This window comes from Catellatospora sp. KI3 (assembly GCF_029948125.1).
In the GTDB taxonomy this organism is placed as follows: Bacteria; Actinomycetota; Actinomycetes; order Mycobacteriales; family Micromonosporaceae; genus Catellatospora.
The window spans coordinates 506699-532539 of the sequence record NZ_JASAMB010000002.1 but is presented as its reverse complement, the minus strand read 5'-3'; the positions used below and the strand labels follow the sequence as shown (position 1 = coordinate 532539).

General features: G+C 71.8%; 27 protein-coding genes and 1 tRNA gene. 11 read left to right on the top strand and 17 right to left on the bottom strand.

What is annotated here, in order from left to right; translation table 11 throughout:
- Positions 1 to 10: 10 nt before the first annotated feature.
- Positions 11 to 757: an MBL fold metallo-hydrolase gene (locus tag QEZ54_RS06285; protein WP_281303490.1), complete on the bottom strand. Its 747-nt coding sequence runs from the start codon at positions 755 to 757 to the stop codon at positions 11 to 13.
- A complete protein-coding gene (murI, locus tag QEZ54_RS06280) occupies positions 754 to 1548 on the bottom strand; it encodes a glutamate racemase (protein WP_281303489.1) in 795 nt (264 codons plus the stop codon). Before murI ends, QEZ54_RS06285 begins: the two co-directional genes overlap by 4 nt.
- A gap of 166 nt (positions 1549 to 1714) precedes the next feature.
- Here murI and QEZ54_RS06275 point away from each other — a divergent pair, with 166 nt between their 5' ends.
- Entirely contained in the window at positions 1715 to 2206 is a 492-nt protein-coding gene (locus QEZ54_RS06275; RefSeq protein ID WP_281303488.1) for a hypothetical protein, read from the top strand.
- Positions 2207 to 2266: 60 nt separating this feature from the next.
- Here QEZ54_RS06275 and QEZ54_RS06270 read toward each other — a convergent pair whose 3' ends face one another.
- From QEZ54_RS06270 to clpS, 5 genes are all read right to left on the bottom strand, one after another.
- Positions 2267 to 3232: a cysteine synthase gene (locus QEZ54_RS06270; protein WP_281303487.1), complete on the bottom strand. Its 966-nt coding sequence runs from the start codon at positions 3230 to 3232 to the stop codon at positions 2267 to 2269.
- Positions 3233 to 3333: 101 nt separating this feature from the next.
- Positions 3334 to 3648 carry a MoaD/ThiS family protein gene (locus QEZ54_RS06265; protein WP_281303486.1) on the bottom strand — a complete coding sequence of 105 codons (315 nt, stop codon included), beginning with the start codon at positions 3646 to 3648 and terminating at the stop codon, positions 3334 to 3336.
- A 55-nt stretch (positions 3649 to 3703) separates the two neighbouring features.
- Positions 3704 to 4225: a M67 family metallopeptidase gene (locus tag QEZ54_RS06260; RefSeq protein WP_281303485.1), complete on the bottom strand. Its 522-nt coding sequence runs from the start codon at positions 4223 to 4225 to the stop codon at positions 3704 to 3706.
- A 67-nt stretch (positions 4226 to 4292) separates the two neighbouring features.
- Positions 4293 to 4793, bottom strand: a complete 501-nt coding sequence (locus QEZ54_RS06255; protein ID WP_281303484.1) for a DUF2017 domain-containing protein — start codon at positions 4791 to 4793, stop codon at positions 4293 to 4295.
- 6 nt (positions 4794 to 4799) lie between these two features.
- The gene (gene clpS, locus QEZ54_RS06250; RefSeq protein WP_217400756.1) at positions 4800 to 5102 is read right to left on the bottom strand and encodes an ATP-dependent Clp protease adapter ClpS; all 303 of its coding nucleotides are present in this window, start codon (positions 5100 to 5102) and stop codon (positions 4800 to 4802) included.
- Positions 5103 to 5284: 182 nt separating this feature from the next.
- Here clpS and QEZ54_RS06245 point away from each other — a divergent pair, with 182 nt between their 5' ends.
- From QEZ54_RS06245 to QEZ54_RS06230, 4 genes are all read left to right on the top strand, one after another.
- Positions 5285 to 6586, top strand: coding sequence for a nicotinate phosphoribosyltransferase (locus tag QEZ54_RS06245; RefSeq protein WP_281303483.1), 1302 nt, complete (start codon positions 5285 to 5287; stop codon positions 6584 to 6586).
- Between the two features lie 110 nt (positions 6587 to 6696).
- Positions 6697 to 7269: an isochorismatase family protein gene (locus QEZ54_RS06240; protein ID WP_281303482.1), complete on the top strand. Its 573-nt coding sequence runs from the start codon at positions 6697 to 6699 to the stop codon at positions 7267 to 7269.
- Between the two features lie 82 nt (positions 7270 to 7351).
- Positions 7352 to 9010, top strand: coding sequence for a glycosyl hydrolase family 18 protein (locus tag QEZ54_RS06235; RefSeq protein WP_281303481.1), 1659 nt, complete (start codon positions 7352 to 7354; stop codon positions 9008 to 9010).
- Positions 9011 to 9094: 84 nt separating this feature from the next.
- Positions 9095 to 9904, top strand: coding sequence for a DNA-formamidopyrimidine glycosylase family protein (locus tag QEZ54_RS06230; RefSeq protein ID WP_281303480.1), 810 nt, complete (start codon positions 9095 to 9097; stop codon positions 9902 to 9904).
- Between the two features lie 205 nt (positions 9905 to 10109).
- Here the strand turns inward: QEZ54_RS06230 and QEZ54_RS06225 are convergent, their stop codons facing one another.
- The 3 genes from QEZ54_RS06225 to QEZ54_RS06215 all read right to left on the bottom strand — a co-directional run bounded on the left by QEZ54_RS06225 (position 10110) and on the right by QEZ54_RS06215 (position 13874).
- Positions 10110 to 11354, bottom strand: a complete 1245-nt coding sequence (locus QEZ54_RS06225; RefSeq protein WP_281303479.1) for an MFS transporter — start codon at positions 11352 to 11354, stop codon at positions 10110 to 10112.
- Between the two features lie 302 nt (positions 11355 to 11656).
- The gene (gene ctaD, locus QEZ54_RS06220) at positions 11657 to 13381 is read right to left on the bottom strand and encodes a cytochrome c oxidase subunit I (RefSeq protein WP_281303478.1); all 1725 of its coding nucleotides are present in this window, start codon (positions 13379 to 13381) and stop codon (positions 11657 to 11659) included.
- A 202-nt stretch (positions 13382 to 13583) separates the two neighbouring features.
- Complete coding sequence (locus QEZ54_RS06215) at positions 13584 to 13874, bottom strand: hypothetical protein (RefSeq protein ID WP_281303477.1); 291 nt, start codon at positions 13872 to 13874, stop codon at positions 13584 to 13586.
- A 114-nt stretch (positions 13875 to 13988) separates the two neighbouring features.
- On the opposite strand from QEZ54_RS06215, the gene QEZ54_RS06210 reads away from it, so the two are divergent.
- Both QEZ54_RS06210 and fdhD read left to right on the top strand, forming a co-directional pair.
- A complete protein-coding gene (locus QEZ54_RS06210) occupies positions 13989 to 16259 on the top strand; it encodes an FdhF/YdeP family oxidoreductase (RefSeq protein ID WP_281303476.1) in 2271 nt (756 codons plus the stop codon).
- Complete coding sequence (gene fdhD / locus QEZ54_RS06205; RefSeq protein WP_281303475.1) at positions 16259 to 17176, top strand: formate dehydrogenase accessory sulfurtransferase FdhD; 918 nt, start codon at positions 16259 to 16261, stop codon at positions 17174 to 17176. The genes QEZ54_RS06210 and fdhD overlap by 1 nt, the downstream gene beginning before the upstream one ends.
- Before the next feature lie 89 nt (positions 17177 to 17265).
- On the opposite strand, the gene QEZ54_RS06200 is transcribed toward fdhD, so the two are convergent.
- A complete protein-coding gene (locus QEZ54_RS06200; RefSeq protein ID WP_281303474.1) occupies positions 17266 to 18060 on the bottom strand; it encodes an NUDIX hydrolase in 795 nt (264 codons plus the stop codon).
- Positions 18061 to 18174: 114 nt separating this feature from the next.
- Here QEZ54_RS06200 and QEZ54_RS06195 point away from each other — a divergent pair, with 114 nt between their 5' ends.
- Positions 18175 to 18879: an ATP-binding protein gene (locus tag QEZ54_RS06195; protein ID WP_281303473.1), complete on the top strand. Its 705-nt coding sequence runs from the start codon at positions 18175 to 18177 to the stop codon at positions 18877 to 18879.
- Between the two features lie 81 nt (positions 18880 to 18960).
- On the top strand, positions 18961 to 20688 hold the full coding sequence (gene lysS / locus QEZ54_RS06190; protein ID WP_281303472.1) for a lysine--tRNA ligase: 1728 nt from the start codon (positions 18961 to 18963) through the stop codon (positions 20686 to 20688).
- A 171-nt stretch (positions 20689 to 20859) separates the two neighbouring features.
- On the opposite strand, the gene QEZ54_RS06185 is transcribed toward lysS, so the two are convergent.
- On the bottom strand, positions 20860 to 21588 hold the full coding sequence (locus tag QEZ54_RS06185) for a tyrosine-protein phosphatase (protein ID WP_281303471.1): 729 nt from the start codon (positions 21586 to 21588) through the stop codon (positions 20860 to 20862).
- Positions 21589 to 21673: 85 nt separating this feature from the next.
- On the opposite strand from QEZ54_RS06185, the gene QEZ54_RS06180 reads away from it, so the two are divergent.
- Positions 21674 to 22009 (top strand): hypothetical protein, encoded by a 336-nt coding sequence (locus QEZ54_RS06180; RefSeq protein ID WP_281303470.1) that lies wholly within the window; start codon positions 21674 to 21676, stop codon positions 22007 to 22009.
- A 72-nt stretch (positions 22010 to 22081) separates the two neighbouring features.
- Here QEZ54_RS06180 and QEZ54_RS06175 read toward each other — a convergent pair.
- A tRNA-Ala gene (locus tag QEZ54_RS06175) sits at positions 22082 to 22154 on the bottom strand.
- 211 nt (positions 22155 to 22365) lie between these two features.
- Positions 22366 to 22920, bottom strand: a complete 555-nt coding sequence (locus tag QEZ54_RS06170; protein ID WP_281303469.1) for a YqgE/AlgH family protein — start codon at positions 22918 to 22920, stop codon at positions 22366 to 22368.
- A 207-nt stretch (positions 22921 to 23127) separates the two neighbouring features.
- Between QEZ54_RS06170 and QEZ54_RS06165 the strand changes: the two genes are divergently transcribed.
- Positions 23128 to 23712: a nucleosidase gene (locus tag QEZ54_RS06165; protein WP_281303468.1), complete on the top strand. Its 585-nt coding sequence runs from the start codon at positions 23128 to 23130 to the stop codon at positions 23710 to 23712.
- On the opposite strand, the gene QEZ54_RS06160 is transcribed toward QEZ54_RS06165, so the two are convergent.
- From QEZ54_RS06160 to QEZ54_RS06150, 3 genes are all read right to left on the bottom strand, one after another.
- A complete protein-coding gene (locus tag QEZ54_RS06160; RefSeq protein WP_281303467.1) occupies positions 23709 to 23975 on the bottom strand; it encodes a hypothetical protein in 267 nt (88 codons plus the stop codon). The genes QEZ54_RS06165 and QEZ54_RS06160 overlap by 4 nt on opposite strands.
- Before the next feature lie 176 nt (positions 23976 to 24151).
- Positions 24152 to 24880: an ABC transporter permease gene (locus QEZ54_RS06155; RefSeq protein WP_281303466.1), complete on the bottom strand. Its 729-nt coding sequence runs from the start codon at positions 24878 to 24880 to the stop codon at positions 24152 to 24154.
- Positions 24877 to 25782, bottom strand: coding sequence for an ABC transporter ATP-binding protein (locus QEZ54_RS06150; RefSeq protein ID WP_281303465.1), 906 nt, complete (start codon positions 25780 to 25782; stop codon positions 24877 to 24879). The genes QEZ54_RS06155 and QEZ54_RS06150 overlap by 4 nt, the downstream gene beginning before the upstream one ends.
- Between the last annotated feature and the right edge of the window lie 59 nt (positions 25783 to 25841).

The following is a 25841-nucleotide window of genomic DNA, read 5'->3' as shown; positions in this document are numbered from 1 at the left end:
CGCGAGCGGGTCAAACGTCGTAGCGGGCCCCAGGTCGGACGATCTCCACCGGACCGGCGAAGGTGGCCATGGCGTTGTTCAGCGTCTCGGCCTCCGAACCCCAGGCCGTGACCAGGTGGGTCAGCAGCAGCCGCCGCGCCCCGGCCTTGGTGGCGATCTCGCCCGCCTCGGCCCCGGTCAGGTGCAGGTCCGGCGGGTTGTCCACGCCGTCGAGGTAGCTGGCCTCGCACAGGAACAGGTCCGCCCCGCCGGCCAGCCGCAGCAGCGCGTCGCAGGGCGCGGTGTCGCCGGAGTACGCCAGCGACCTGCCCTCGTGCTCCAGGCGCACGCCGTACGTCTCCACCGGGTGGTTCACCCGGTCGACGCTGACCTGGAACGGGCCGATGGGGAAGCTGCCCGGCTGCAGCGCGTAGAACGTGTACACGTCGTCGAGCGGCCCCTCGTCGAGGCTGTACGCCGTGGCGATGCGCTCGGGCGCCCCGGCCGGGGCGTAGACCGGGATCGGCGGGTACGGCCCGTCGGGGGCGTAGCGGCGGACCACCACGTACGAGCAGGCGTCGAGCATGTGGTCGCAGTGCAGATGGCTGAGCAGGATCGCGTCCACCGACTTGATCCCGGCGTAGCGCTGCAGCGCCGACAGCGAGCCGGTGCCGAAGTCCATCAGCAGCCGGAACCCGTCCGCCTCCACCAGGTACGCCGAGCAGGCCGCCTCCGGCCCGGGGAAGCTGCCCGCGCAGCCCAGCACCGTCAGTCTCATGCGTGTGCTCCCGCCTGCTCGAGCGCGGAGCCGAGGAAGCGGCGCGCGAGCCGGTCGAAGATCTCCTGATCGCCCGTTGTCAGCAGCTCGTGGGCGGGTGGCGGCGCGTCGTCCGGCCGCACCATGTCGCCCTCGACGAGCACGCGGTAGACGTCCCGCGCCGTCTCGTCCGCGCTCGACACCAGAGTCACCTGATCCCCCATCACGAGACTGATCACGCCGGTCAGCAGCGGATAGTGCGTGCAGCCGAGCACGAGCGTGTCGACCTGGGCCTGCTGTAGCGGCTCCAGGTAGGCACTGGCCAGGCCGAGCAGCGCCCGGCCCGAGGTGACGCCCCGCTCGATCAGCGGGACGAACTGCGGGCACGCCGTCGCGGTCACCTCAAGGTGCGGTGCCGCCGCGAACGAGTCCTGGTAGGCCCCTGAGTTGATGGTAGTGGCCGTACCGATCACACCGACCCGCCCGTTGCGCGTCGCCGCCACGGCGCGCCGGACCGCGGGTCGGATCACCTCGACCACCGGCACCGAGTAGCGCTCGCGCGCGTCGTGCAGGCAGGCGGCCGAGGCGGTGTTGCAGGCGATGACCAGCATCTTCGCCCCCCGCTCGACCAGCTGGTCGAGGCAGGCCAGCGCGTACGACCGCACGTCGGCGATCGGCTTGGGCCCGTAGGGCATGTGCGCGGTGTCGGCCAGGTAGACCACGCGCTCATGTGGCAGCTGGTCGAGGATGGCGCGGGCAACCGTCAGCCCGCCGACCCCCGAGTCGAAGATGCCGATCGGCGCGTCCGTCACGCTGCGCAGCCTACTTGGCCAAACCCCCCTCAGGGGAACAGTCCCTTCCTAGATGTCGCCAACGTGACACCGTTGCGAGCGTGCCGTTACGGACGGTCGTCGGAAACCGTTGCACTCAGTGCAGGGCCCGGTGGACGGGCAGGTCAGGCAGAGAATAGCGAGCACAGTGCGTACTGAGTCAGACTCCGAGCGCGACGGCGAGGGCACTCTCACCACCGTCGACCCCGCTGACGCGTCGAGCGACGCGGCGACCACGGCCGGTAACGATCACAGCGCCATGCCCGCGGCCCGGACCGCGCCCGACGAGGCCGCGCGTACGCCGGGGCGTCTGCGCTCGGCCGTGTCCGCCCGGTTCCGGCTGCCCGCCGAGGACGACCCCGCCCCGCGCGCCAAGCGCCTGGTCGGCCTGTCCCTGTGGGCGGCGGTCCTGGCCTTCCTGGGCCTGATCCCCGGCGGCCGCCTCGGCGTCACCCTGGCCCTGGGCATGCCCGCCCCCGGCTGGTACGCCCCCGTGACGCTGGCGCTGGGCGTGCTCGGCATCCTCGCGATGGTGGGCGGCTTCGCCGCCATCCACCGCGACCGCCTCCCGACCTACCTCTTCACCGCCGCCACGGTCCTGCTCCTGGCCAACATCACCCTCGCCTACTCCGCCCTGTAGGCGCGCACCACGCCGAAAGCCCCCCGACCGGCCGGTCGGGGGGCTTTCGGCGGTGCCGGGTCAGGCCCAGAGCTGGCCCTCGAGGGCGGTCTCGGCGTCGGTGAGGGTGCCGGTGTAGGCGCCGGTGGAGAGGTACTTCCAGCCGGCGTCGGCGACCAGGAAGGCCACGTCGGCGGCGCGGCCGGCCTTGGCGGCCTCGTGGGCGACGGCGAGGGCGGCGTGGGCGACCGCGCCGGTGGAGAAGCCGACGAACAGGCCCTCGACCTCGACCAGCTGCCGGGTGCGCAGGACCGCGTCGCGGGTGCCGACGGAGAAGCGGCGGGTCAGCACCGAGGCGTCGTACAGCTCCGGGACGTAGCCCTCGTCGATGTTGCGCAGGCCGTAGACCAGCTCGCCGTAGCGGGGCTCGGCGGCGATGATCGAGATGTCGGGCAGCTTCTCGCGCAGGTAGCGGCCGGTGCCCATGAGGGTGCCGGTGGTGCCCAGCCCGGCCACGAAGTGTGTGATCGTGGGCAGGTCGCGCAGCAGCTCGGGGCCGGTCGTCTCGTAGTGGGCGCGGGCGTTGGCCTCGTTGCCGTACTGGAACAGCATGATCCAGTCGGGGTGCTCGGCCGCGATCTGCTTGGCCGTGGCGACGGCCTGGTTCGAGCCGCCCGCCGCAGGGGAGAAGATGATCTCCGCGCCGTACATGCGCAGCAGCTGCACCCGCTCGGTGGAGACGTTCTCCGGCATCACGCACACCAGCCGGTAGCCGCGCAGCTTGGCCACCATCGCCAGCGAGATGCCGGTGTTGCCGCTGGTCGGCTCCAGGATCGTGTCACCGGGCCGCAGCCGCCCGGCCGCCTCGGCGGCGCGCACCATGTACATCGCCGCGCGGTCCTTGACGCTGCCGGTCGGGTTGCGGTCCTCCAGCTTGGCCCACAGCCGCACCGGCGGCGCGCCGTCGGGCACGACCGGGCTGAGCCGGGGCAGACCGATCAAGGGGGTATCGCCGCAGACGTCGAGCAGCGAGTCGAAACGTGCCATGTCAGCTCCCTATCACGAAGATCGGCCGCACAGGCGCGAACGGCGGCCGGGCACCCCGGAAGGTGCCTGACCGCCGTTGGCGCGCAGTGGGTCGGGCGGGCTCAGCGGCCCAGGACGGCGGCCGCGGCGGCCAGGCCGAAGGCGCCGCCGGCGACGGCGGGCAGGATCGTGACGGTGTCGCCGTCACTGACCTTGGCGTCGAGCGAGCCGAGGAAGCGGACGTCCTCGTCGTTGACGTAGATGTTGACGAAGCGGTGCAGCCCGCCCTCGGGCGTGATCAGCCGGCCGCGCAGGCCCGGGTAGCTGCCGTCGAGGTCGCTGAGCAGGGCCGCGAGGGTCTCGCCGGCACCGGAGACGGCCTTGGCGCCACCGGTGTACGAGCGCAGGATGGTCGGGATACGGACGTCGATCGCCATGATGGGTCACTCCTGAAGAAGAAAACGGGTCGGACGGGGAACGGTCAGGGTCGGGTCAGTTCTGGGGCTGACACTCGTACTCGACCGCCGTCGGGCTCTGCCCGAACATGTACGACTGCACGGCGTGCGGGTCGCCGCTCTTCTCCGTGGACCGCATGGACTGCATGCTCTCATCAACGAGCCGGACCGGTTCTTCGGTCACCTGCCCGTCCACGATGCGGAACGAGCGGATCTCCGCAGTCTGCGGGTCGCGCGTCGACACCAGCAGGTAGTGCGCGTCGGGCTCCCCCGCGTATGACACGTCGGTGCGCGACGGGAACGGCTCGGTGGCCGTGTGCGAGTGGTAGATGACCACCGGCTCCTCGTCGCGGTCGTCCATCTCCCGCCAGACGCGCAGCTGCTCGCCGGCGTCGAAGCGGTAGAACGTGGTCGAGCGCTCGGCGTTCTCCATGGGGATGTGCCGCACCGCGGTGTCCGACCCGATGGGTCCGGCGACCACCCCGCACGCCTCGTCCGGGTGGTCCCGGCGGGCATGGGCGACGATCGCCTCGATGATCTCCCGTTGGATGGTCAGCACGCCGACAAGCCTACCGACCGGCTCGGCGGCGCGACAGGTCGAGTGATCCGTGCCGCAGCGGGAACAATCAGCCGATGATGGCGTCGAGCAGGCTCTCCTGCAGGTAGCCGAGGTACGAGTAGACGCTGAGCTGGAACACCCGCGCCGACGACGCGTCCACGGCGAGCGCCTCCTCCAGCTCGTACTCGACGATGGTGTCGTCGGTGAGCTCTAGCCGGATGCCCAGCGCCAGCCGCGCGTCGTTGATGGCCCGCAGCCAGCACTCGGCCGCCTCGGGGTCCAGCCGGACCTCGCCGCGGCCGTCCTCGGGCAGCGCCGCGAGCACCGCGGCGGCCTGGTCGATCTTGGCGGTCTTGAGGTCGCCCTCGGTGAACCGGCGGAACTCGGCCGAGTCGCGGGGCTGGTCCGGGTACACGTCCGGGAAGAGCCGCTCGACCACCGGGTCGTCGCGCTCGAACCCCTCGGTGAGCAGTCCGACGACCTCCTCGGCGACCTTGCGCAGGACCCTGACCTCGTCCTCGCGGAAATCCGCCACGCACTCACCGCCGACGCGGCGGAACATCGTCATCCGGGCCTACTGCTTGTCGACGGTGGCCCACAGGCCGTACGAGTGCAGGCGGGTGGCGTCGTGCTCCATGCGCTCGCGGGCGCCGTGCGAGACGATCGCCTTGCCCTTCTGGTGCACGTCCAGCATCAGCAGCTCGGCCTTGTCCCGGCTGTAACCGAAGAGCTGCTGGAACACCCAGGTCACGTAGCTCATCAGGTTCACCGGGTCGTTGTGCACGATCGTCACCCAGGGACGGGCGAACTCCGATGCTTCGTCTACGTCCGGTTGATCTACCGGAGTGGTCTGCGGGGCGGCGGTCACGTTCCCCATCCTACGAGTTGATTCCGGCAACACACAGGCTCGCGCACCGCGGGGATGAGGCCGCCTCCTACCAGATACTGACTTATCCGGTATGACCTCGGCAGACGCGCCGAGCTCCGATGATCTCGGTGTGTCCCGCGTCGCGTCCGGTCCCCACGGCGCCGGGGGCGCGGCGGCCTTAGGGTGGCGCCATGGGTGATTTCGCCGGTGCGGGTGCGCCCGCCCTGCTGACCGACCACTACGAGCTGACCATGATCAGCGCGGCGCTGCGCGACGGCACCGCGCACCGGCGCAGCGTGTTCGAGGTGTTCGCGCGCCGGCTGCCGCTGGGCCGCCGCTACGGCGTGGTGGCCGGGACGGGACGGCTGCTGGAGCAGCTCGCGGCGTTCCGCTTCCACCCTGCGGAGGTCGACTTCCTGCGCCGTACCGGCGTGGTCGACGAGCAGACCGCGGCCTGGCTGGCCGACTACCGCTTCTCCGGCGACCTCGACGGGTACGCCGAGGGCGAGCTGTTCTTCCCCAACTCGCCGATCCTGACCGTGACCGGCACCTTCGCCGAGTGCGTGGTGCTGGAGACGCTGATCCTGTCGGTGTTCAACCATGACTGCGCGGTGGCCGCCGCCGCGGCCCGCATGGTCACCGCGGCCCGGGGCCGCCCGCTGATCGAGATGGGCGGGCGCCGGGCGCACGAGGAGGCCGCCGTCGCCTCGGCGCGCGCGGCGTACCTGGCGGGCTTCAGCTCCACCTCGAACCTGGCCGCCGGGCTGCGCTACGGCATCCCCACCCGCGGCACCGCCGCGCACGCGTTCACGCTGCTGCACGACGACGAGAAGGCGGCGTTCGCCTCGCAGGTCGCGGCGCTGGGCGAGGGCACCACCCTGCTGGTCGACACGTACGACATCAGCCAGGGCATCCGCAACGCCATCGCGGTGGCCGGCCCCGGGCTGAACGCGGTGCGCATCGACTCCGGCGACCTGTCGGTGCTGGCCGCCCACTCGCGCGCGCTGCTGGACGAGCTGGGCGCGCCCGACACGAAGATCGTGGTCAGCGGCGACCTGGACGAGTACGCCATCGCCGCCCTGGCCGCCGAGCCGGTCGACGTGTACGGCGCGGGCACCGCCGTGGTTACCGGCTCCGGCGCCCCGACCGCGGGCCTGGTCTACAAGCTGGTCGAGGTCGAGGGCCGCCCGGTGGTCAAGCGCTCGGAGAACAAGGCGACGGTCGGCGGCCGCAAGACGGCGTACCGGCGGCACAAGCCCACCGGCACCGCGATCGAGGAGATCGTGCTGTCGCAGGGCGAGCCCGACCCGCAGCCGGGCGACCGGCTGCTGCAGCGCCCGCTGGTGCGCGGCGGCGAGCTGGTGGCCGACCTGCCCACGCTGGAGGAGAGCCGCGCCCACCTGCGCGACTGTCTGATCACGATCCCGTGGGAGGGGCTGAAGCTCTCGGCCGGCGACCCGGCCATCCCGGTGACGGTCGCCCCGACCGCGTGACGGAGATCCCAGCGGGCACGCCTACGGCGTGACGGGGAGATCTTGCACCGCTTGCGGCGGTGGCGCAGCATGGGTGCTGACCGAGGACGTCAACGGGAGGCGGGCGAGCCATGACCCGGGCACTGATCATCGTCGACGTGCAGAACGACTTCTGCGAGGGCGGATCGCTGGCGGTGGCGGGCGGTGCGGCCGTGGCCGCGAACCTGTCCGCGAAGCTGTCGGCCGACGCCGCGGGCGGGCACCGCTGGCAGCACGTGGTGGCCACGCAGGACCACCACACCGACCCGGGCGGCCACTTCGGCGACCCGCCGGACTACTCGTCGAGCTGGCCGGTGCACTGCGTCGCCGACACCTTCGGGGCGCAGTTCCACCCCGACCTCGACACGGGGCGGGTGGAGGCGGTGTTCCGCAAGGGCGAGTACGCCGCGGCCTACTCCGGGTTCGAGGGGCACACCGCCGGGGTCGGGCTGGCGGCCTGGCTGCGGGACCGCGAGGTGACCGAAGTGGACATCGTGGGCATCGCGACCGACCACTGTGTACGGGCCACCGCGCTGGACGCCGTCCGGGAGGGCTTCGACACCACCGTGGTGCTCGGGTTCACCGCCGGGGTCGCTCCGGAGACGACGGAGCGGGCGGTCGCAGAGCTGCGAGCTGCGGGTGTGCACCTGGTGGAGACCATTTAGGTCCGGTTTCAGGTAAGCACTATTCCATTTTAAGGAAACTTAACTTATTGTTTGGCGCCATCGGGGGGACCGGCGTCAATCAATGAGGAGAGCCATGTTCAAGCTACGGGCCCGGCTGTTGGCCGGCGCGGTAGTCATGGTCGCCACCGCCACAGTCGGTGTCGTCACCATGGCCAACGCGGCCGGCACGGTCACCGCCGCGTACACCCAGACCAGCAACTGGGGCAGCGGAGCCGAGGGCAAGTACGTCATCACCAACGGCACGAGCAGCTCGACCACGTGGACGCTGACGTTCACGCTCCCGGCGGGCACCACGGTCAGCTCCTCCTGGGACGCCAGCCTGACCGGCACCGGCCAGACGCGGACCGCGACGGGCACCTGGAACGCCACCATCGCCCCCGGCGGCACCGCCTCCTTCGGCTTCAACACCGCCGGCTCCGGCACGCCGACCGCCTGCACCATCAACGGCGCGAACTGCACCACCGGCAGCCAGCCGTCGGCCTCGCCGAGCACCCCGACCTCGCCCTCGGCCTCGCCGTCGGTGTCGCCCTCGCCGAGCAAGTCGCCGAGCACCTCGCCGTCGGCCTCGCCGAGCCCGTCGACCAGCCCGACCAACCCGAACCCGGGCAAGAAGGTCGTCGGCTACTTCACGAACTGGGCGCAGTACGCGCGCAACTACCACGTGAAGAACATCGTGACCAGCGGCTCGGCCGCCAAGCTGACCCACATCCTGTACGCCTTCGGCAACATCTCCGGCGGCCAGTGCGTGCTCAGCGACACCTACAACGACTACGACCGCGCCTACGACGCCGCCGGCAGTGTCGACGGTGTCGCCGACACCTGGGACGCGGGCGCCCTGCGCGGCAACTTCGGCCAGCTGCGCAAGCTCAAGAAGCTGTACCCGAACATCAAGGTCATCTTCTCGATCGGCGGCTGGACCTACTCGAAGAACTTCCCGGCCGCCGCGGCCAACCCGACCGCGTTCGCCAACTCCTGCTACAACATGATCGAGGACCCGCGCTGGGCTGACGTCTTCGACGGCATCGACATCGACTGGGAGTACCCGAACGCCTGCGGCGAGACCTGCGACACCAGCGGCTTCGCCTCGTTCAAGAACCTGATGTCCGCGCTGCGCACCCGCTTCGGCGCGAACTACCTGATCACCGCCGCCATCACCGCCGACGGCAGCAACGGCGGCAAGATCGACGCCGCCGACTACGCCGGTGCGGCGCAGTACGTCGACTGGTACATGCCGATGTCGTACGACTTCTTCGGCGCCTTCAACGCGCAGGGCCCGACCGCCCCGCACTCCCCGCTCAACTGCTACGCCGGCATCCCGCAGGCGGGCTTCTGCACCGAGGCCGCGATCGCCAAGCTCAAGGGCAAGGGCATCCCGGCCGGCAAGCTGCTCATCGGCATCGGCTTCTACGGCCGCGGCTGGACCGGCGTCACCCAGGCCGCCCCCGGCGGCACGGCCACCGGCGCCGCCCCCGGCACCTTCGAGCCCGGCATCGACGACTACCACACCCTGAAGAACACCTGCCCGGCCAACGGCACCGTCGGCGGCACCGCGTACTGCTTCAGCGGCGGCAAGTGGTGGAGCTACGACACCCCCAGCACGATCGCGGGCAAGATGACCTGGGCCAAGAACCAGAGCCTGGGCGGCGCGTTCTTCTGGGAGCTGTTCGGCGACACCAGCAACGGCGAGCTGATCACTGCCATCAAGAACGGCCTTGCCTGATCCAGCAGGGCCACCTGAGCGGGGCCCCGGCCCGGACCGCGACGTCCGGACCGGGGCCCCGCCCCTTTACGGCAGTATGGGGTCATGCCCGAGGGCGACACCGTCTACAACACCGCGCAGGTGCTGCGCGAAGGGCTGGTCGGGCGCACCCTGACCGGCTCCCAGTTCCGGGTGCCCCAGCTGGCCACCGTCGACCTGACCGGCGCCGAGGTCGCCGAGTCCGTCAGCCGCGGCAAGCACCTGCTGCTGCGCCTGCGCACCGCGGGCGGCCGCGACCTCAGCCTGCACTCGCACCTGCGGATGGAGGGCGCCTGGCGGGTGTACTCTCCCGGCCAGCGCTGGAACGCCCGCCCCGGGCACACCATCCGGGTGGTGCTGCGCACCGCCGACCGCACCGCCGTCGGCTTCCACCTGCACGATCTCGCCCTGGTGCCCACCGCCCAGGAGGACCGCCTGGTCGGCCACCTCGGCCCCGACCTGCTCGGCCCCGACTGGGACCCCGCCGAGGCGGTACGCCGCCTGACCCGCGACCCGGCCGTACCCGTCGCCGCGGCCCTGCTGGACCAGCGCAACCTCGCCGGCATCGGCAACCTCTACAAGTGCGAGGTGCTGTTCCTGCGCGGCGTGTGGCCGTGGACTCCGGTCGGCGACGTACCCGACCTGCCCGGCCTGGTCGGCCTCGCCCAGCGCCTGCTCGCCCACAACGTCGGCCGCTGGACCCAGACCACCACCGGCTCCCTGCGCCGCGGCGAGACCAGCTACGTGTACGGCCGCCGCGCCCACCCCTGCCGCAACTGCGCCGCCCCCATCAGCAAGGACACCGAAGGCGACCGCATCACCTACTGGTGCCCCCACTGCCAGCCCGCCCCCACCCCCGCCCCCGCCCCGAGCTAAGGAAGGGCCCCTTCTTATCGCTTTCCGAGGTAGAAGGGCCCCCTCTTAACGCACAGCCCTCACCCCCTCAACCCGCGCGCCGGGGTTGGTGGTGCAGTTTCGGGGAAAGTGCACGAATCTTGGGGCAGATTCCGACAGTTTCCCCGAAACTGCAGCCGCGCCCCGCCTCCGCGGCGCGGCGCGGTCGCGGCGGAGGCGGCGCGGACTACCCGGCGAGGCTCGGTGCGGGCTCGGCCGGGGTGTCGGGCGTCAGCGGTCCGGCGGGAGCCGCGGCCGGGGCGGCCTCGGTGGCCGAGCGCCAGAAGGGCAGCGCTCCGGCCAGCAGTAGCAGCGCGACCACTCCGGCCGCGGCGAAGGCCCAGCCCGGACCGGCCGAGTCGATGATGGTCCCGGCGAACGGTGCGCCCGCGGCGACGCCGATGGTCAGCGCGGTGCCGTGCAGCCCCATCGCCTCACCCCGCGACCCGGCGGGAACCCAGGAGCTGAGCGTGTCGATCGTGGCCGACAGCGCCGGCGCGACCAGTACGCCCGACGGGATCAGGATCAGGCAGAGCCCCCACCACGGCGCCCCGGCCGCCAGCCCGACCGGCACGGTGAGCGCGGCCAGGCCGCCCGCGAGCAGAGCCGGGGACACGTTGCGGTGCAGCGCGCCGTACACGAAGCCGCCGATCAGCGAGTAGAGGCACCAGATCGCGATCACGACGCCGGCCCAGTTCGGCTGGCCGGACTCCTTCAGCACGGCGATCAGCGACAGGTCGGAGGCGGTGAGCACGAAGGTCAGCGACGCCGTCAGCGCGAAGAGCGCGATCACGCGCGGCCGCAGCCACTGGCGGCGCGGCACCGCGGCCTCGGGCTCGCCGTCCTCGGCCGGGGCCTGGGTCGGCGCGTTGAGCACGATGAGCGCGAGCCCGGCCAGCACCACGCCGAGCCCGACCGCGATCATGACCGGGCGGCTGCCGAACTGGCTGACCGCGGCCACGGCCGCCGCCGGGGCGACCATGTACGACAGCTCAACCGCCATCGAGTCCAGCGCGAACCCGGGGCGGCGCTGTTCGGCGGGGACCATCGCGGCCAGGCTCTGCCGCACGATGGTGAACACCGGCAGGCCGAGCACGCCCGCGACCGCCGCGGCACCGAGCAGGAAGCCGTAGCCGAGCTTCGGGGCGGCGAGCCAGAACACAGCCTGGGCGGCGGTGGTGGTGATCAGGACGGGGCGCAGGCCGTACCGGTCGATCATGCGGCCGGTGATCGGGGAGCCGATCGCGGAGCCGAGGGTGGAGGCCGTGCCGACCAGGCCAGCCTGGGCGAACCCGAGGCCGAGGGTGTTGACGACGTGCAGCGTAAGCACGATGCCGGTGGCGATGACCGGGATCCGAGCTACCAGCCCGACCAGCAGCAACGCGCGTACGCCGGGCAGGCCGAGAATCTTGCGGTAAGGCTCGATGGTCATTGCGGTTGTTACCTCCAGCCGACCATGGTGCCCGACACCCCCGACTATCCAGCAAGGTCTTTACCGACTGGCCCGGAGTAATTCCCGTCACCTTGATCGCGGTCTGCGGTCACGAAGTCGCCTCAGAACACAGGGTCCGACCGCAAACGCCGATCTTGGCGGCCGAGCGGCGGCTCGGCCGAGCGGCCGGGACGCCGGGATGCCGGGACGCCGGGATGCCGGGACGCCGGGACGCCGGGACGGCCGAGGCCCCGGCCCGCCGGGTTGCGGCGGGCCGGGGCCTCGGGTGAAGCGGTGGTGGGTCAGACCTCGTGGTCGCCGCCGTGGCGGCCGTGCGAGTAGCTCGGCGCCTCGATGACCGGGGCCTTGGTGCCGGTGCTGACCGCCAGGTGCGGGAACTTCGCGTCGAACGCGGGCCGCTCGGAGCGGATGCGCGGCATGCTGTCGAAGTTGCGCAGCGGCGGCGGGCAGCTGGTGGCCCACTCGAGCGAGTTGCCGTGGCCCCACGGGTCGTCCACGGTCACGATCGGGCCGGTCCGGTAGGACTTCCACACGTTGTAGATGAACGGCAGCGTGGAGGCGCCCAGGATGAACGCGCCGACGGTCGAGATCATGTTCAGCGTGGTGAAGTCGTCCGAGGGCAGGTAGTCGGCGTACCGGCGGGGCATGCCCTCGGCGCCGAGCCAGTGCTGCACCAGGAAGGTGGCGTTGAAGCCGATGAAGGTCAGCCAGAAGTGGACCTTGCCCAGCTTCTCGTCCATCATGCGGCCGAACATCTTCGGGAACCAGAAGTAGATGCCCGAGTACACGGCGAACACGATGGTGCCGAAGAGCACGTAGTGGAAGTGCGCCACGACGAAGTACGAGTCCGACACCTGGAAGTCGATCGGCGGGCTGGCCAGCAGCACGCCCGACAGGCCGCCGAAGAGGAAGGTGATCAGGAAGCCGATGGCGAACAGCATCGGCGTCTCGAAGGTGATCTGGCCGCGCCACATGGTGCCGATCCAGTTGAAGAACTTCATACCGGTGGGCACTGCGATGAGGAAGCTCAGGAACGAGAAGAACGGCAGCAGCACCTGGCCGGTGGCGAACATGTGGTGCGCCCACACGCTCATCGACAGGGCGGCGATGCCGAGGGTCGCGGCGACCAGACCGGTGTAGCCGAAGATCGGCTTGCGGCTGAAGACCGGGATGACCTCGGAGATGATGCCGAAGAACGGCAGCGCGACGATGTACACCTCAGGGTGGCCGAAGAACCAGAAGAGGTGCTGCCACAGCATCGGGCCGCCGGTGGCGGGGTCGAAGACGTGGGCGCCGAGGCGGCGGTCGGCCAGCAGGGCCAGCAGCGCGGCGGCCAGCAGCGGGAAGACCATGATCACCAGGAGGCTGGTGACGAGGATGTTCCACGTCATGATCGACATACGGAACATGGTCATGCCGGGCGCGCGCAGGGTCAGGATCGTGGTGATCATGTTGACCGCGCCGAGGATGGTGCCCAGACCCGACAGCACCAGGCCCGCGATCCACATGTCCGCGCCGATGCCGGGCGAGTTGATCGCGTCGTTGAGCGGCGCGTACGCGAACCAGCCGAAGTCCGCGGCACCGCCCGGCGTGATGAACCCGGCGGTGGCCAGGCTCGCGCCGAACAGGTAGAGCCAGTACGCGAAGGAGTTCAGGCGCGGGAAGGACACGTCCGGCGCGCCGATCTGGATCGGCACCACGTAGTTCGCGAAGGCGAACACGATCGGGGTGGCGAAGAACAGCAGCATGATCGTGCCGTGCATGGTGAACAGCTGGTTGTACTGCTCCGGGCTCAGGAACTGCATCCCCGGCTGCGCCAGCTCGGCGCGCATCAGCAGCGCCAGCAACCCGCCGATCAGGAAGAACACGAAGGCGGTGACCATGTACATGATCCCGATCTGCTTCGCGTCCGTGGTGCGCAGCAGTCGCGCGATCGCCGAACCCTTGATCTGCTTTCGCACGGGGTAGGGCCGCGTCGCGATCGGCTGCGGTGCGACGGTGGTCACGTGTGGCCTCCTGTGGCTGGCCCGGCCGCCACGACGCCTGCGCGCCGCCGCCCGGATTGATCAGTTGAGGCGTACCTCGGAGGCAGAATAATCCTTCGCAGGTGGCCAGGGAGCGCGGGGTGTACCAAGCCGCGCCGAACGGTGTAGTTTGGCGGCCCGGTCACGCGGGCCGGGCCGCCGTTCACATTCGGTGCGGCGCTGGTCAGCGGGTTCCCGCGGCGGCGCTCAGATTGAGCGAGATGGCACCCGCCGCCACCGCGGCCAGCACGAGCAGCACCACACCCCACGCGATGAGCCGGTCGGCCGCGCTGACCCGGTGCAGCCAGCGGGTGAACCGGCTGCCCGCGGCCACGGCGGTGCCGCCCAGCGGGTCGGTGGTGACCGCGGCCGTGCCCGGGTCGGGGGTGAGCGTCTTCACGACGGTGACCGTCGCACCGCCCAGGATCAGCAGCGTCCCGAGCACGGCCAGCAGACCGGCGATCCAGTCTTTCATCGAGAGTCCTCCCCAGAGGATGGAATCGCACCGGCCGGGGTGCCGGTGTGACCGCCACAGGCTAAGCGCCGACCGGCGGCTACGCACCACGGGAAACGTGAGATGGTCGTAGGTATGGCGAAGAAGCCTCCCCGCGACGATGTCGGTGACCAGGACCTGACCGTGCGCGCGCCCAAGGACAGCGCGGCCGGTCTGCCCGGGGTGATGCACGGCCTGCGGGCCGCCGGGGCGCAGATGGGCGTACGCCGCTCCGCGCTCACCCTGCTCAAGATGAACCAGGCCGACGGCTTCGACTGCCCCGGCTGCGCCTGGCCCGAGCCGCTGCCCGCGCACCGGACCCACTTCGAGTTCTGCGAGAACGGCGCCAAGGCGGTGGCCGAGGAGGCCACGCTGCGCCGGGTGACCCCGGCCTTCTTCGCCGAGCACGCCGTGGCCGACCTGGCCGCGCGCAGCGACTACTGGCTGGGCCAGCAGGGGCGGATCACCGAGCCGATGGTGAAGCAGCCGGGCGCGACGCATTTCACACCGATCGGCTGGGACGAGGCGTTCGCGCTGGCCGCAGGGCACCTGCGCGCGATCGAGCCGGACCGGGCCCTGTTCTACACCTCCGGCCGCACCTCGAACGAGGCCGCCTTCCTGTACCAGCTGCTGGCGCGGGCGTACGGCACCAACAACCTGCCGGACTGCTCCAACATGTGCCACGAGTCGTCCGGGGTGGCGCTGAACAGCACCATCGGCATGGGCAAGGGCTCGGTGACGCTGGAGGACATCCACCGGGCCAAGCTGATCGCGGTGGTGGGCCAGAACCCGGGCACCAACCACCCCCGCATGCTCAGCGCGCTGGAGACCGCCAAGCGCAACGGCGCGAAGATCATCTCGGTGAACCCGCTGCCCGAGGCCGGGCTGATGCGCTTCAAGAACCCGCAGCAGGTCGGCGGCCTGGTCGGCGGCGGCACCTCGCTGTCCGACCTGCACCTGCCCATCCGGGTCGGCGGCGACCTCGCCCTGTTCCAGGCGATCGGTTCGCTGCTGCTGTCGTGGGGCAGGGTCGACGAGAGCTTCGTCTCCTCGTACACGGTGGATTTCGAGGCCTATGCCGAGTCCGTGCGCGAGCTGGACTGGGACCTGGTCGCGACCGCGACCGGCCTGACCCGCGACCAGATCGAGGCCGCGGCCCGGCTGTTCGCCGGCTCGCCCGCCACCATCGTCTGCTGGGCGATGGGCCTCACCCAGGGCCGCGACTCGGTCGCGACCATTCGCGAGGTCGTCAACGTGCAGCTGCTGCGCGGCATGATCGGCCTGCCCGGCGCGGGCCTGTGCCCGGTGCGCGGCCACTCCAACGTCCAGGGCGACCGCACCATGGGCATCTGGCACGAGCCGCCGTCGTGGCTGGCCCGACTGGGCGACTCGCTCTCCCTGGCCATGCCGTCCCGGCGGGGGTACGACACCGTCGAGGCGATCCGCGCCATGCGCGACGGCGAAGCCACCGTGTTCATGGCCCTGGGCGGCAACTTCGCCGCCGCCTCGCCCGACACCGAGGTCACCGAGGCCGCGCTGCGCTCCTGCGCGCTCACCGTGCACGTGTCCACCAAGCTCAACCGCTCACACGTGGTCACCGCCGACCCGCAGACCGTGCTGATCCTGCCCTGCCTGGGCCGCACCGAACGCGACACCCAGCTCGCGGGCGACCAGTTCGTCACCGTCGAGGACTCGATGTCGAGCGTGCACGCCTCCCGCGGCCGCCTCGACCCCGCCGCGCCGTCGCTGCGCTCCGAGGTCGCGATCGTGTCCGGCCTGGCCCGGCACCTGCTGCCCGACTCCACCATCCCGTGGGAGACGTACGCCCAGGACTACCGCTCCGTACGCGCCCTGATCGCCGACACGATCCCCGGCTTCGACGACTTCGAGGCCAAGGTCCGCGAGCCCGGCGGATTCACCCTGCCGCACCCGCCCCGCGACAGCCGCCGCTTCCCCACCCCCGACGGCAGGGCCCGGTTCACCGCCAACACCCTCGCGGTGCTGACGATCCCGCCCGGCCGCCTGCTGCTGCAGACCCTGCGCAGCCACGACCAGTACAACACCACCATCTACGGCCTGGACGACCGCTACCGCGGCGTCAGGGCGGGCCGCCGCGTCGTCTTCGTCAACCCCGACGACCTGAGCGAACTCGGCCTCGCCGACGGCACCATGGTGGACCTCATCTCCGAGTGGGCCGACGGCGAGCGCGTCGCCGAGTCGTTCCGCGTGATCGCCTACCCGACCGCCCGGGGCTGCGCCGCGACCTACTTCCCCGAGGCGAACGTGCTCGTCCCGCTGGACTCCACCGCCGCCGAGTCGAACACGCCCACCTCCAAGCAGGTCGTCGTACGGCTGCGGCCGCGCTGATGGGCCGGGCCAGCGACCGCCGCACCGTCACCCGGATCGACCTCTCCGGCACCTCCGTACGCCGCCAGGACGCCCTGGCCGCCGAGGAGCCGCTGGAGATCCGGGTCGGCCACCGCGGCCGCCCCCGCCGCCCGCTCGCCGTCACCATGCGCACCCCCGGCGACGAACTCGACCTGGCCCTGGGCTTCCTGTTCACCGAAGGCGTCATCACGTCGCCCAGCGACGTGCTCACCGCCCAACTCTGCGCCGGCCCCGAGGTAAGGAAGGGACCCTTCTTATCGCTTTCCGTAGGTGAAGGGCCCCTTCTTAACGCCACGGAGGAGTTGGCGGAGGAGGAGGCGGGCGGCGGGTACAACGTGGTGGACGTGGTGCTGGGCGATCAGGTGGCGGCGCCGGACGCGGGGGTGGAGCGGAACTTCTACACCACCAGCTCGTGCGGGGTGTGCGGGAAGGCCAGCATCGACGCGATCCGGGTCCGCTCGCGGCACGACGTGGCCGCCGATCCGCTGCGCGTCGCGGCGACGCTGCTCGGCGAGCTGCCCGACCGGCTGCGCAGGGCGCAGCGGACGTTCGAGCGCACCGGCGGGCTGCACGCGGCCGGGCTGTTCACGGCCGCCGGCGAGCTGGTCAGCGTGCGCGAGGACGTCGGGCGGCACAACGCCGTGGACAAGGTGATCGGCGCCGCGTTGCAGGCCGGGCGGCTGCCGCTGGCCGGGCACGTGCTGCTGGTCTCCGGTCGGGCCAGCTTCGAGCTGACCCAGAAGGCGTGGCTGGCCGGGATACCGGTGCTGGCGGCGGTGTCGGCGCCGAGCACACTCGCCGTCGACCTGGCCGAGGAGGCCGGGATGACGCTGGTCGGCTTCCTGCGCGGCCAGACCATGAACGTGTACACCCGCCCCGACCGCATCACGCCCTGACGCGCCGCCGCGCCCCGCCCACGCGGGCCGCGGGGGCTGCGCGCTCGGGCCGCGCGGGGCGCGCGGGGCAGCGCGCTCGGCGCGCGGAGTCAGGCGGGGGCGTAGGAGCCGTCGGGGGCGACCGACCAGTGGTGGTCGGGGGCCTCGGTGACCAGGGCGGACGTGGCCGCGCGGCGGCACAGGCGGGTGGCCAGTTCCAGTTCGCTCGCGCCGGTCAGCGCGGCCAGCGCGGGCCCGGCCGTCAGCACGCACCCGGCGCCCTGGCCGCCTACGCCCCCGCCAGGGGTGAGCCGCACCGTGGCCTGCGGTTGCGCGGCCGCGTCGCCGACCGACACATCCGTCACGCCGTACTCCTCGGCGAGGGCCGCGACCAGGCGGTGCGGTGCGGCGTCGGCGGCGAACGACACCTCGTACGACATCTGCCCGTCGCGCGCCGCCCGCCGCACCCGGTCCGCCGCTCCGGACAGGTAGATGCGCAGCGACTCGGGCTGCAGGTTCAGCGCCGCCAGCGCGGGCAGCGTGAACGGCACCCGCACCACGTCGTACGTGCCCTTGGCCGGGTCGGCGAACTCGGGGCCGTACCGGTTGGCGGGGTCCATCGAGACCAGCCGGCAGGCGTAGAGGTGGTGCCGGATCAGGCGGCCGTCCAGGCTGCGGCTGTCCCGGATCGTCAGCGGCACCGGCGGCGCCACCACCGCGCACAGCTCCTCGTCCAGCTCGCGCAGCAGGGCCGCCAGCAGCGAGGCGTCGTGCCTGTCGCGGCCCCCGCCGGGCGTCACCCAGTACGGCTGGTCCAGGCCCGGACGGGTGCGGCGGATCAGGATCAGCTCCGCTCCGTCGAGCAGGAGCGCGCTGACCCGATCCCGATCCGGTACCACCACCATGGCATACAGCCTGACCGGTCCCCGAGCGGCTTGTCGACCCGCCCTCGACATGGTTGAGTCTGCGCCAGTACAGATAGCGCCCCGGTAACCGTCACCGTCACTGGAGTGATCACCATGACCGCCGCGACCGACCCCACGAACGAGGAAGCGCATCTCGAGACGGTCGACATGCTGCTGCACCTGTCGCGGCGCTCGCAGGCCATGGTCGACCGGCTCATCGGCTGCCTGGACCGGATGGGCCAGCAGGAGCAGGATCCGGAGCGCCTGAAGAACTTCTTCGAGCTGGACTTCCTCGCCCTGCGCATGCGCCGCAACGACGAGAGCCTGCTGGTGCTGGCCGGGGGCGAGTCGGCGCGCATCCGGCGCGAGCCGGTGTCGCTGGAGGACGTGCTGCAGGGCGCCTGCTCGGAGGTCGAGGACTTCCGCCGGATCGAGTTCGGCGTGGTCGAGCCAGGCCTGGTGGTGGCCGCCCCGGTCGTCAACGACCTGGTGCACCTGCTGGCGGAGCTGTACGACAACGCGGCCGCGTTCTCCGCCCCGGACACGAAGGTGCTGGTTGAGGTGCGGCGGGTGACCGACCGGGCGGTGATCCTGATCGAGGATCGCGGCATCGGCATCCCCCCGGCGCGGCTGCGCGAGCTGAACCAGCGGCTGGCCCAGCCGTCGGCCCAGGTCGGCGCGGTCACCGTCCGGCAGATGGGCATCGGCGTGGTGGGGCGGCTGGCGCAGCGGCACGACATCCGGGTCGAGCTGGAGCCGGCCGGCGAGCGCGGCATCGCCGCCTCGGTGGTGCTGCCGGCACACGCCCTGGTGGGCTGAGACCGGGGCGGGCGTAAAACCCGTTCACGGCATCCGGGAGAATGGCGGAAACACCTCTTTCCCGGAAAGGACGTGCTGGTCGTGGCTGTAAGCCCCGAGGCCGACTGGGTCTCCCGCTTCGCGGATGAAGTGATCGCCGAGGCGGAGCGTCGCGCGCCGGGCAAACCGATCGTCTGCGCGTCCGGCCTGAGTCCGTCGGGCCCGATCCACCTGGGCAACCTGCGCGAGGTGATGACCCCGCACCTGGTCGCCGACGAGATCCGCCGCCGCGGGTACGAGTGCGAGCACGTGCTCTCCTGGGACGACTACGACCGGTTCCGCAAGGTGCCGCTCAGCGTCCCCGGCGTCGACGAGTCCTGGGCCGAGCACATCGGCAAGCCGCTGACCTCGGTGCCCGCCCCGGCCGGCAGCACGTACGCGAACTGGGCCGAGCACTTCAAGGCGCCGATGATCGAGTCGCTGGCGCAGCTGGGCGTGGAGTACCGCCCGATCAGCCAGACGGAGCAGTACACCTCCGGCAAGTACCGCGAGCAGATCTTGCTGGCCATGCGCGAGCGTGCCCGGATCGACGCGGTGCTGGACCGCTACCGCACCAAGAACCGCGCCGGGGGCGCCCAGCAGGGCAGGCTCGACGAGGAGGAGGCGGCCGCCGCCGCGGAGGCCGCCGAGGGTTCGGGCGCCGCCGGTGAGGACGACGGCAACACGGCGGCGGGGTACTTCCCGTACAAGCCGTACTGCTCGGTGTGCGACCGCGACCTGACCACGGTGGTCGCCTACGACGACGAGACCACCGAGCTCGACTACACCTGCGTGTGCGGGCACACCGAGCAGATCCGGCTGTCCACGCACAACCGGGGCAAGCTGGTGTGGAAGGTCGACTGGCCGATGCGCTGGGCGTACGAGGGCGTGGTCTTCGAGCCCTCGGGCGTGGACCACTCCTCCCCCGGCTCGTCGTTCCAGGTCGGCGGGCAGCTCGTGGGCGAGGTCTTCGGCGGCGAGCAGCCGATCGGCCCGATGTACGCCTTCGTCGGCATCTCCGGCATGGCCAAGATGAGCAGCTCGCGGGGCGGCGTGCCGACCCCGGCCGACGCGCTGGACATCATGGAGCCGCCGCTGCTGCGCTGGCTGTACGCGCGCCGCCGCCCCAACCAGTCGTTCAAGATCGCCTTCGACCAGGAGATCCAGCGCCTGTACGACGAGTGGGACACCCTCGGCCGCAAGGTCGGCGACGACACCGCCACCCCGGCCGACGCCGCCGCGTACACCCGTGCCGTCGGCACCGCCGCCGGCCTGCTGCCGGTCACGCCGCACCCGCTGCCCTACCGCACCCTGGCCTCGATCGTCGACGTCACCACCGGCGACGAGGCGCAGACCCTGCGCATCCTGCGCGACCTCGACCCGGCCGACCCGGTCGCCTCCCTCGCGGAGACCCGGCCGCGCCTGGACAAGGCGCAGCGCTGGATCACCACGCACGTGCCCGCCGACCAGCGCACCCGGGTGCTGTCCGGGCCGGACCGGGAGCGCCTGGCCGCGCTCGGCGAGACCGAGCGGGAGTCGCTGCGGCTGCTGCTGGCCGGGCTGGACGAGCACTGGTCGCTGGAGGGGCTGACCACCCTGGTGTACGGCGTGCCGAAGGTGCAGCTGGGGCTGGCGCCGGACGTCAAGCCGACGCCGGAGCTGAAGGTGGCGCAGCGGGAGTTCTTCGCCCTGCTTTACCACCTGCTGGTGGGCCGCGACACCGGCCCGCGCCTGCCCACGCTGCTGCTGGCGGTGGGCCCGGACCGCGTCCGCGACCTGCTGACGGTGTGACCCGGCGCAGCCGTTGACGGCGCCCCCCGCCTCGCTTGATATTGACGCTGGCCTATCCAGAGGACGATTCTCGGAAATCCGTCTTCTGGATAGGCCAGCGTCAATACTAGGGGGCGCGCCAGGCGCCCGACTCCCGCTCCGCACACCGGCCGGCGGGTTCATCGCAGCCGGTCAGGGTTCGAGCAGGTGGTCGCGCAGGGAGCGCACCGTCGCCTCGTCCACGCCCAGCCGCTGCTCCGCGTACCCGCGCACCGACCCGTACTCCCTGGTCAGCTCGGCCAGGAACAGCCGCATGACCCCCTCCGGCGCCCGGCCGTACCCCGGCCAGACCGGCGGCCGCCCCATCCGGGCCGTGATGTCGGCCACCAGGTGCTCGGTGGCCAGTTCCGTCAGCGCGAAGTCCGCCACGATCACCTCCTCCGGCACGTCGAGCAGCGCCAGCACCAGCGCGGCGATGATCCCGGTCCGGTCCTTGCCGGAGGCGCAGTGGAACACCACGGGCGACCCGTCGCCCGCCGCGATCAGCTCCAGCGCGGCCCGCATCTCGGCCACCCCGTCCTCGGCCACCTCCGCGTACTTCGCGGCCAGGAACGGCACCGGGTCGACCTCCGGGCCCAGCTCCGCCTGCCGGTACGGCCGGTGCTCGATGCTGAGGTTGTGCCAGGTGAAGCTCTCGTGCCCGCGTACCCGGCCGTTGCGTTCGATCTCCCACGGGTAGCGCAGGTCGATCACGGTACGGATGCCGAGGGCCAGGAAGGCGGCCCAGTCGGCATCGTCGAGCTTGCTCAGGGAGTCCGACCGGTACAGCCGGCCCCAGGCCACGGTCCGGCCGTCGGCGGTACGGTAGCCGCCCAGGTCACGGAAGTTGTGCACCCGCTGGAACGGGACATGTCTGCTCACACCGCCCGACTGTACGGCGCATCCGCCCCTCCCACCTGCCCCGCGCGAGCGGTTGGCAGTGGCCCCGGCGGGGCATGCTGGAACCATGGCGAACGAGTGGAACGAGATCGGTGACCGCCTCCAGGGCCTGGGCCTGAAGCTCAAGCTGCACTTCGAGCAGTCCGGCCCGGACGCGTGGCCCGACGCGCTGAACAAGCTCGGCACGGCGGTGGAGGACCTGTTCAAGACGGCGGGCAACGCGGTGACCGACGAGGCCGTACGGTCCGATGTCCGCGACGTCGGGCACCTGCTCGCCGACGCGGTCTCCAACACCCTCAACAAGGCGGGCCACGACATCCGGGGCCGCTTCGGCAGCGACAGCTCCGCTGAGCAGGCGCCGCCCAAACCCGAGGAGCCGGGCAGCGGCACCCCGGCAGGCTGAGCCGCCCCCACGTCGCCCCTGGGCGCCGGGAAAGCGAAACGCCCAGGTCTCATGACCTGGGCGTTTCCAAGGTGGAGCCGAGGGGACTCGAACCCCTGACCCCCACACTGCCAGTGTGGTGCGCTACCAGCTGCGCCACGGCCCCTTGTTACTGGTAAGTCCCCGTTTGCCGTTTCCGTCGCCCGGGCACCTGCGAAATATTACACGGCCCAGGCCCCCCTGCAAAAACGGGTATCCCCTCGCGTGTTGATCACGGCACCAGGGGCACGACACACCGCCGAACCCGACCATAAGTTCATGATCAACGAGGCAGGTCGGGGGCGGGGTGGGGTGGGGTGGGGTGGGTGGGCCAGGGGTTAGTTGAGGGTGGGGTTGGGGGGGTAGTTGGCCAGGGCCGAGGTGAGGCCGCCCTGGCGGCGGAGGACCAGGGGCCAGAGGTCCTCGGGCTGGGTGCGGAAGGGGTCGCTGGGCAGGGCCTCGAACACGAACCAGGAGCCCTCGGCGATCTCCTGCTCCAGCTGGCCGGCGGACCAGCCCGCGTACCCGTGGTAGACGCGGACGCACTCCAGCCGCTGGCCGACCCGGGCCGGGTCGCGGCTCAGGTCCACCGTGCCGATCTGGCCCATCACCCGGCTGAAGCCGAGGAAGCCGGCCACCCCGGCCCGGGCGCGGGCCACGCAGATCGCCGAGTCGGTGCCGACCGGGCCGCCCTCGAAGAGCACGCCCGGCTCGCGCAGCAGCGGTTCCCAGCCCGGCAGGACGTCGCCCACCGGCGCCTCGGTGGGGCGGTTCAGCACCACCCCCAGCGCTCCGTCGGCCTCGTGGGCCAGCACGAAGACGACCGTACGCTCGAAGTTCGGGTCGTTCAGTGTGGGCAGGGCAACGAGCAGGTGCCCGGTCAGTGACTCCACCCCGTATCGCCCCGAACCCTTCCCCGCCTTGTCATGCCACGTGGTGTGTGGCTCTCCCGACGCCATGACTGGCACGATATCCGCCCGGACCCGACATGGTTAGGGTCTCGGCACGGCTTCTGCGCCGGATATCGCCACTGTCGGCGATTGGACACAGTCTGACCCGGCCGCACCGCGGCGGAACCGCCGCGCCTCTACACTTTGCGGATGCTCCTCACCGGCACCGTCCGCCCTGATCAGCCCCTGCTCGCCGTCGCCCTGCCGGAGGAGGCCGAGCACCTCGGCTCGCCGTTCCCGGTGCTGCTGACGGGCGTGGGCAAGGTGTGCGCGAGCGCCGCGGTGACGCGCGCGCTGGCGGCGGGCCCGCTGCCCCGAGAGATCATCAATCTGGGTACGGCCGGAGCCCTGCTCCCCGGGCTCTCCGGCATCCACCTGATCAGCCGAGTCGTGCAGCACGACTTCGACTCCGCCACCATCGCGGCGCTGACCGGCCAGACCTTCGGCGCCCCCATCGACCTGTCCGACCAGGGCCCCGTGCTGGCCACCGGCGACGTGTTCGTGGCCGACCCGGGCCTGCGCGCGCAGCTGTCCCGCACCGCAGCGCTGGTGGACATGGAGGGCTACGCGGTGGTGTCGGCCGCGGCCGCGTTCGGGGTGCCGGTCCGCATCGTCAAGCACGTCAGCGACGACGCCGACGGCCAGGCCGAGCTGAGCTGGACCTCGGCCGTGTCCGAGTGCTCCAAGGCCCTGGGCGCCTGGCTGGCCCAGCACGGCACCGCCCAGGCCCGCTAGGTCTCCCCGCCCAGATCTATCCCGTAGGCCTGGTACAGCACGTCGGCGCTGTGCTGCCGGTACGCGGTGAGCCGCTGGGCGAGCTGCTCCTCGCTGCGGTGGTCCAGCGGACGGGCGGACACCGCGTCGAGCAGGTCGCGCCGGTCGTCCTCCAGCGCCCGCACCCGGTGGACCAGGCGCGGGGCGTCCTTGACGACCTCGCCGAGGCCCTGTGCCGGCCCCAGCACAGCGGCTCTCATCTCGTCCAGTGGATCGGTGGCCATGGCTCACCCCCGCCGAGGCGCGAAACGTCCTTACGTTCGATGGTCACGCCGCTCAGCGCCCCTGTCCACCCTTTCCCCGTCTTGGGTTTCGTGTAGTTTCGGGGAAACTGCACGAAAAGGCGCCAAGATTCGTGCACTTTCCCCGAAACAGCACCAACCCCCGGCCCGCGACGGGGCTACCAGCGGAAGAGGCGGACCGCCAGCACCCAGGTGAGCAGCACGTACGCGGCGAGCACGGCCAGGTGCAGTGGCTGCGGCCAGTGGCCGGCGGCGGCGTCGGACATCGCCTGCACCCCGGCGCCCAGCGGGGTCGCGTCGCTGACGTGGCGCAGGCCGGACGGCATCACCTCGCGCGGCACCCACAGGCCGCCGAAGAACAGGATCGGGAAGAACAGCACCGACCCGATCCCCTGGGCCGTCTTCACGCCCGGTACGGCGGCGGCGACCAGCAGCCCGATGCCGAACAGCGCGGCGGCCGACAGCACCAGCGCCACCGTGAACGCGACCAGGTCGGCCGGCAGCGCCACCCCGAACGCCAGGCGCCCGAGCGCCAGCAGCACGACCGTGCCCAGCGCCATCAGCACCAGGTGCACCAGCAGCTGGGCGGCGAGCAGGTCGCGCGGTCGGGCCGGGGTGACCGACAGCCGCCGCAGGACCCCGCGCTCGCGGTAGGTGACCAGCTGCGCGGGCAGCATGTTCAGGGCGATCATGCCCAGCGCCATGGCGATGAGGATCGGCACGTACAGGTCGATGACGCGGTTGCCGCCCAGGGCCGGGTCGGCCTGCCGGAAGCCGGGGATGCTGCCCAGGATGACCAGGATCAGCGGGGTCAGCAGGATGCCGAAGATCACCGCGGCGGGGTCGCGCAGGAACAGGCGCGCCTCCATCCGTACCAGCTTGTTCATGCCGTCGCTCCCGTCAGTGCGATGAACGCGTCTTCCAGCCCGGCCTGCTCGACCCGCAGCTCGGTGGGGGTGATGCCCTGGCGGGCCAGTTCGGTCACGACGGCCAGCAGCACGTCGCGCCCGGCGACGGCCAGCTCGCCGCCCTCGTGGGCGACCGCGTCGACCCCGGGCAGGGCGGCCAGCGCCGCCTCGTCCACGGCCGCCGGGGTGCGGAAGTAGACCCGCTGGCCGGCCGCGACCCGCGCGACCAGGCCGTCGGGGGTGTCCACGGCGGCCACCCGGCCGTCGTGGATGACGGCGATGCGGTCGCACAGCCGCCGGGCCTCGTCCATGAAGTGGGTGACCAGCACGATGGTCACGCCCCGGGCGCGTACCTGCTCGATCAGCGCCCAGGTGTCGCGCCGGGCCTGCGGGTCCAGGCCGGTGGTGAGCTCGTCCAGGATCGCGATGCGGGGCGAGCCGACCAGGGCCAGCGCGATCGACAGCCGCTGCTTCTGGCCGCCGGACAGCTTGCCGTACGCGGTGTCGCGCACCTCCGCCAGGCCGAGGTCGGCCAGCAGTGCCCGGGGGTCGGCCGGGTTCGGGTAGAACGAGGCGAACAGGTCCAGCGCCTCGGCGACGCGCAGCCGCTCGGGCAGCGCCGCCTCCTGTAGCTGCACACCGAGCACCCGGCGCAGGCCGTCGCGGTCGGCGTCGCGGTGCGGGTCGAGGCCGAGCACGCGCACCGTGCCGCCGTCGGGGCGGCGCAGGCCGCTGACGCACTCCACGGTGGTGGTCTTGCCGGCGCCGTTGCGGCCGAGGATGCCGAAGATCTCGCCCTCGGCGACGGTGAAGCTCACCCCGTCCACGACGGTACGGTCGCCGTACCGCTTGGTCAGGTCGGTTACTTCGATGACGGTCATGGCGACGACGGTAGGTCCGCGCGCAAGCGCCGGTAATGCGTCCGGCACCACGATGGGGG

Bases quoted from the DNA above. Each gene is read 5' to 3' on its own strand.
- QEZ54_RS06255 (WP_281303484.1), bottom strand. From the start codon at position 4,793: ATGACGATGTTCCGCCGCGTCGGCGGTGAGTGCGTGGCGGATTTCCGC.
- QEZ54_RS06210 (WP_281303476.1), top strand. From the start codon at position 13,989: ATGGCGAAGAAGCCTCCCCGCGACGATGTCGGTGACCAGGACCTGACC.
- QEZ54_RS06165 (WP_281303468.1), top strand. From the start codon at position 23,128: ATGCTCCTCACCGGCACCGTCCGCCCTGATCAGCCCCTGCTCGCCGTC.
- QEZ54_RS06240 (WP_281303482.1), top strand. From the start codon at position 6,697: ATGACCCGGGCACTGATCATCGTCGACGTGCAGAACGACTTCTGCGAG.
- QEZ54_RS06265 (WP_281303486.1), bottom strand. From the start codon at position 3,648: ATGGCGATCGACGTCCGTATCCCGACCATCCTGCGCTCGTACACCGGT.
- QEZ54_RS06235 (WP_281303481.1), top strand. From the start codon at position 7,352: ATGAGGAGAGCCATGTTCAAGCTACGGGCCCGGCTGTTGGCCGGCGCG.
- QEZ54_RS06195 (WP_281303473.1), top strand. From the start codon at position 18,175: ATGACCGCCGCGACCGACCCCACGAACGAGGAAGCGCATCTCGAGACG.
- QEZ54_RS06270 (WP_281303487.1), bottom strand. From the start codon at position 3,232: ATGGCACGTTTCGACTCGCTGCTCGACGTCTGCGGCGATACCCCCTTG.
- QEZ54_RS06230 (WP_281303480.1), top strand. From the start codon at position 9,095: ATGCCCGAGGGCGACACCGTCTACAACACCGCGCAGGTGCTGCGCGAA.
- QEZ54_RS06200 (WP_281303474.1), bottom strand. From the start codon at position 18,060: ATGGTGGTGGTACCGGATCGGGATCGGGTCAGCGCGCTCCTGCTCGAC.
- QEZ54_RS06155 (WP_281303466.1), bottom strand. From the start codon at position 24,880: ATGAACAAGCTGGTACGGATGGAGGCGCGCCTGTTCCTGCGCGACCCC.
- QEZ54_RS06180 (WP_281303470.1), top strand. From the start codon at position 21,674: ATGGCGAACGAGTGGAACGAGATCGGTGACCGCCTCCAGGGCCTGGGC.
- QEZ54_RS06245 (WP_281303483.1), top strand. From the start codon at position 5,285: ATGGGTGATTTCGCCGGTGCGGGTGCGCCCGCCCTGCTGACCGACCAC.
- fdhD (WP_281303475.1), top strand. From the start codon at position 16,259: ATGGGCCGGGCCAGCGACCGCCGCACCGTCACCCGGATCGACCTCTCC.
- QEZ54_RS06160 (WP_281303467.1), bottom strand. From the start codon at position 23,975: ATGGCCACCGATCCACTGGACGAGATGAGAGCCGCTGTGCTGGGGCCG.
- clpS (WP_217400756.1), bottom strand. From the start codon at position 5,102: ATGGGGAACGTGACCGCCGCCCCGCAGACCACTCCGGTAGATCAACCG.
- QEZ54_RS06285 (WP_281303490.1), bottom strand. From the start codon at position 757: ATGAGACTGACGGTGCTGGGCTGCGCGGGCAGCTTCCCCGGGCCGGAG.
- QEZ54_RS06150 (WP_281303465.1), bottom strand. From the start codon at position 25,782: ATGACCGTCATCGAAGTAACCGACCTGACCAAGCGGTACGGCGACCGT.
- QEZ54_RS06215 (WP_281303477.1), bottom strand. From the start codon at position 13,874: ATGAAAGACTGGATCGCCGGTCTGCTGGCCGTGCTCGGGACGCTGCTG.
- QEZ54_RS06225 (WP_281303479.1), bottom strand. From the start codon at position 11,354: ATGACCATCGAGCCTTACCGCAAGATTCTCGGCCTGCCCGGCGTACGC.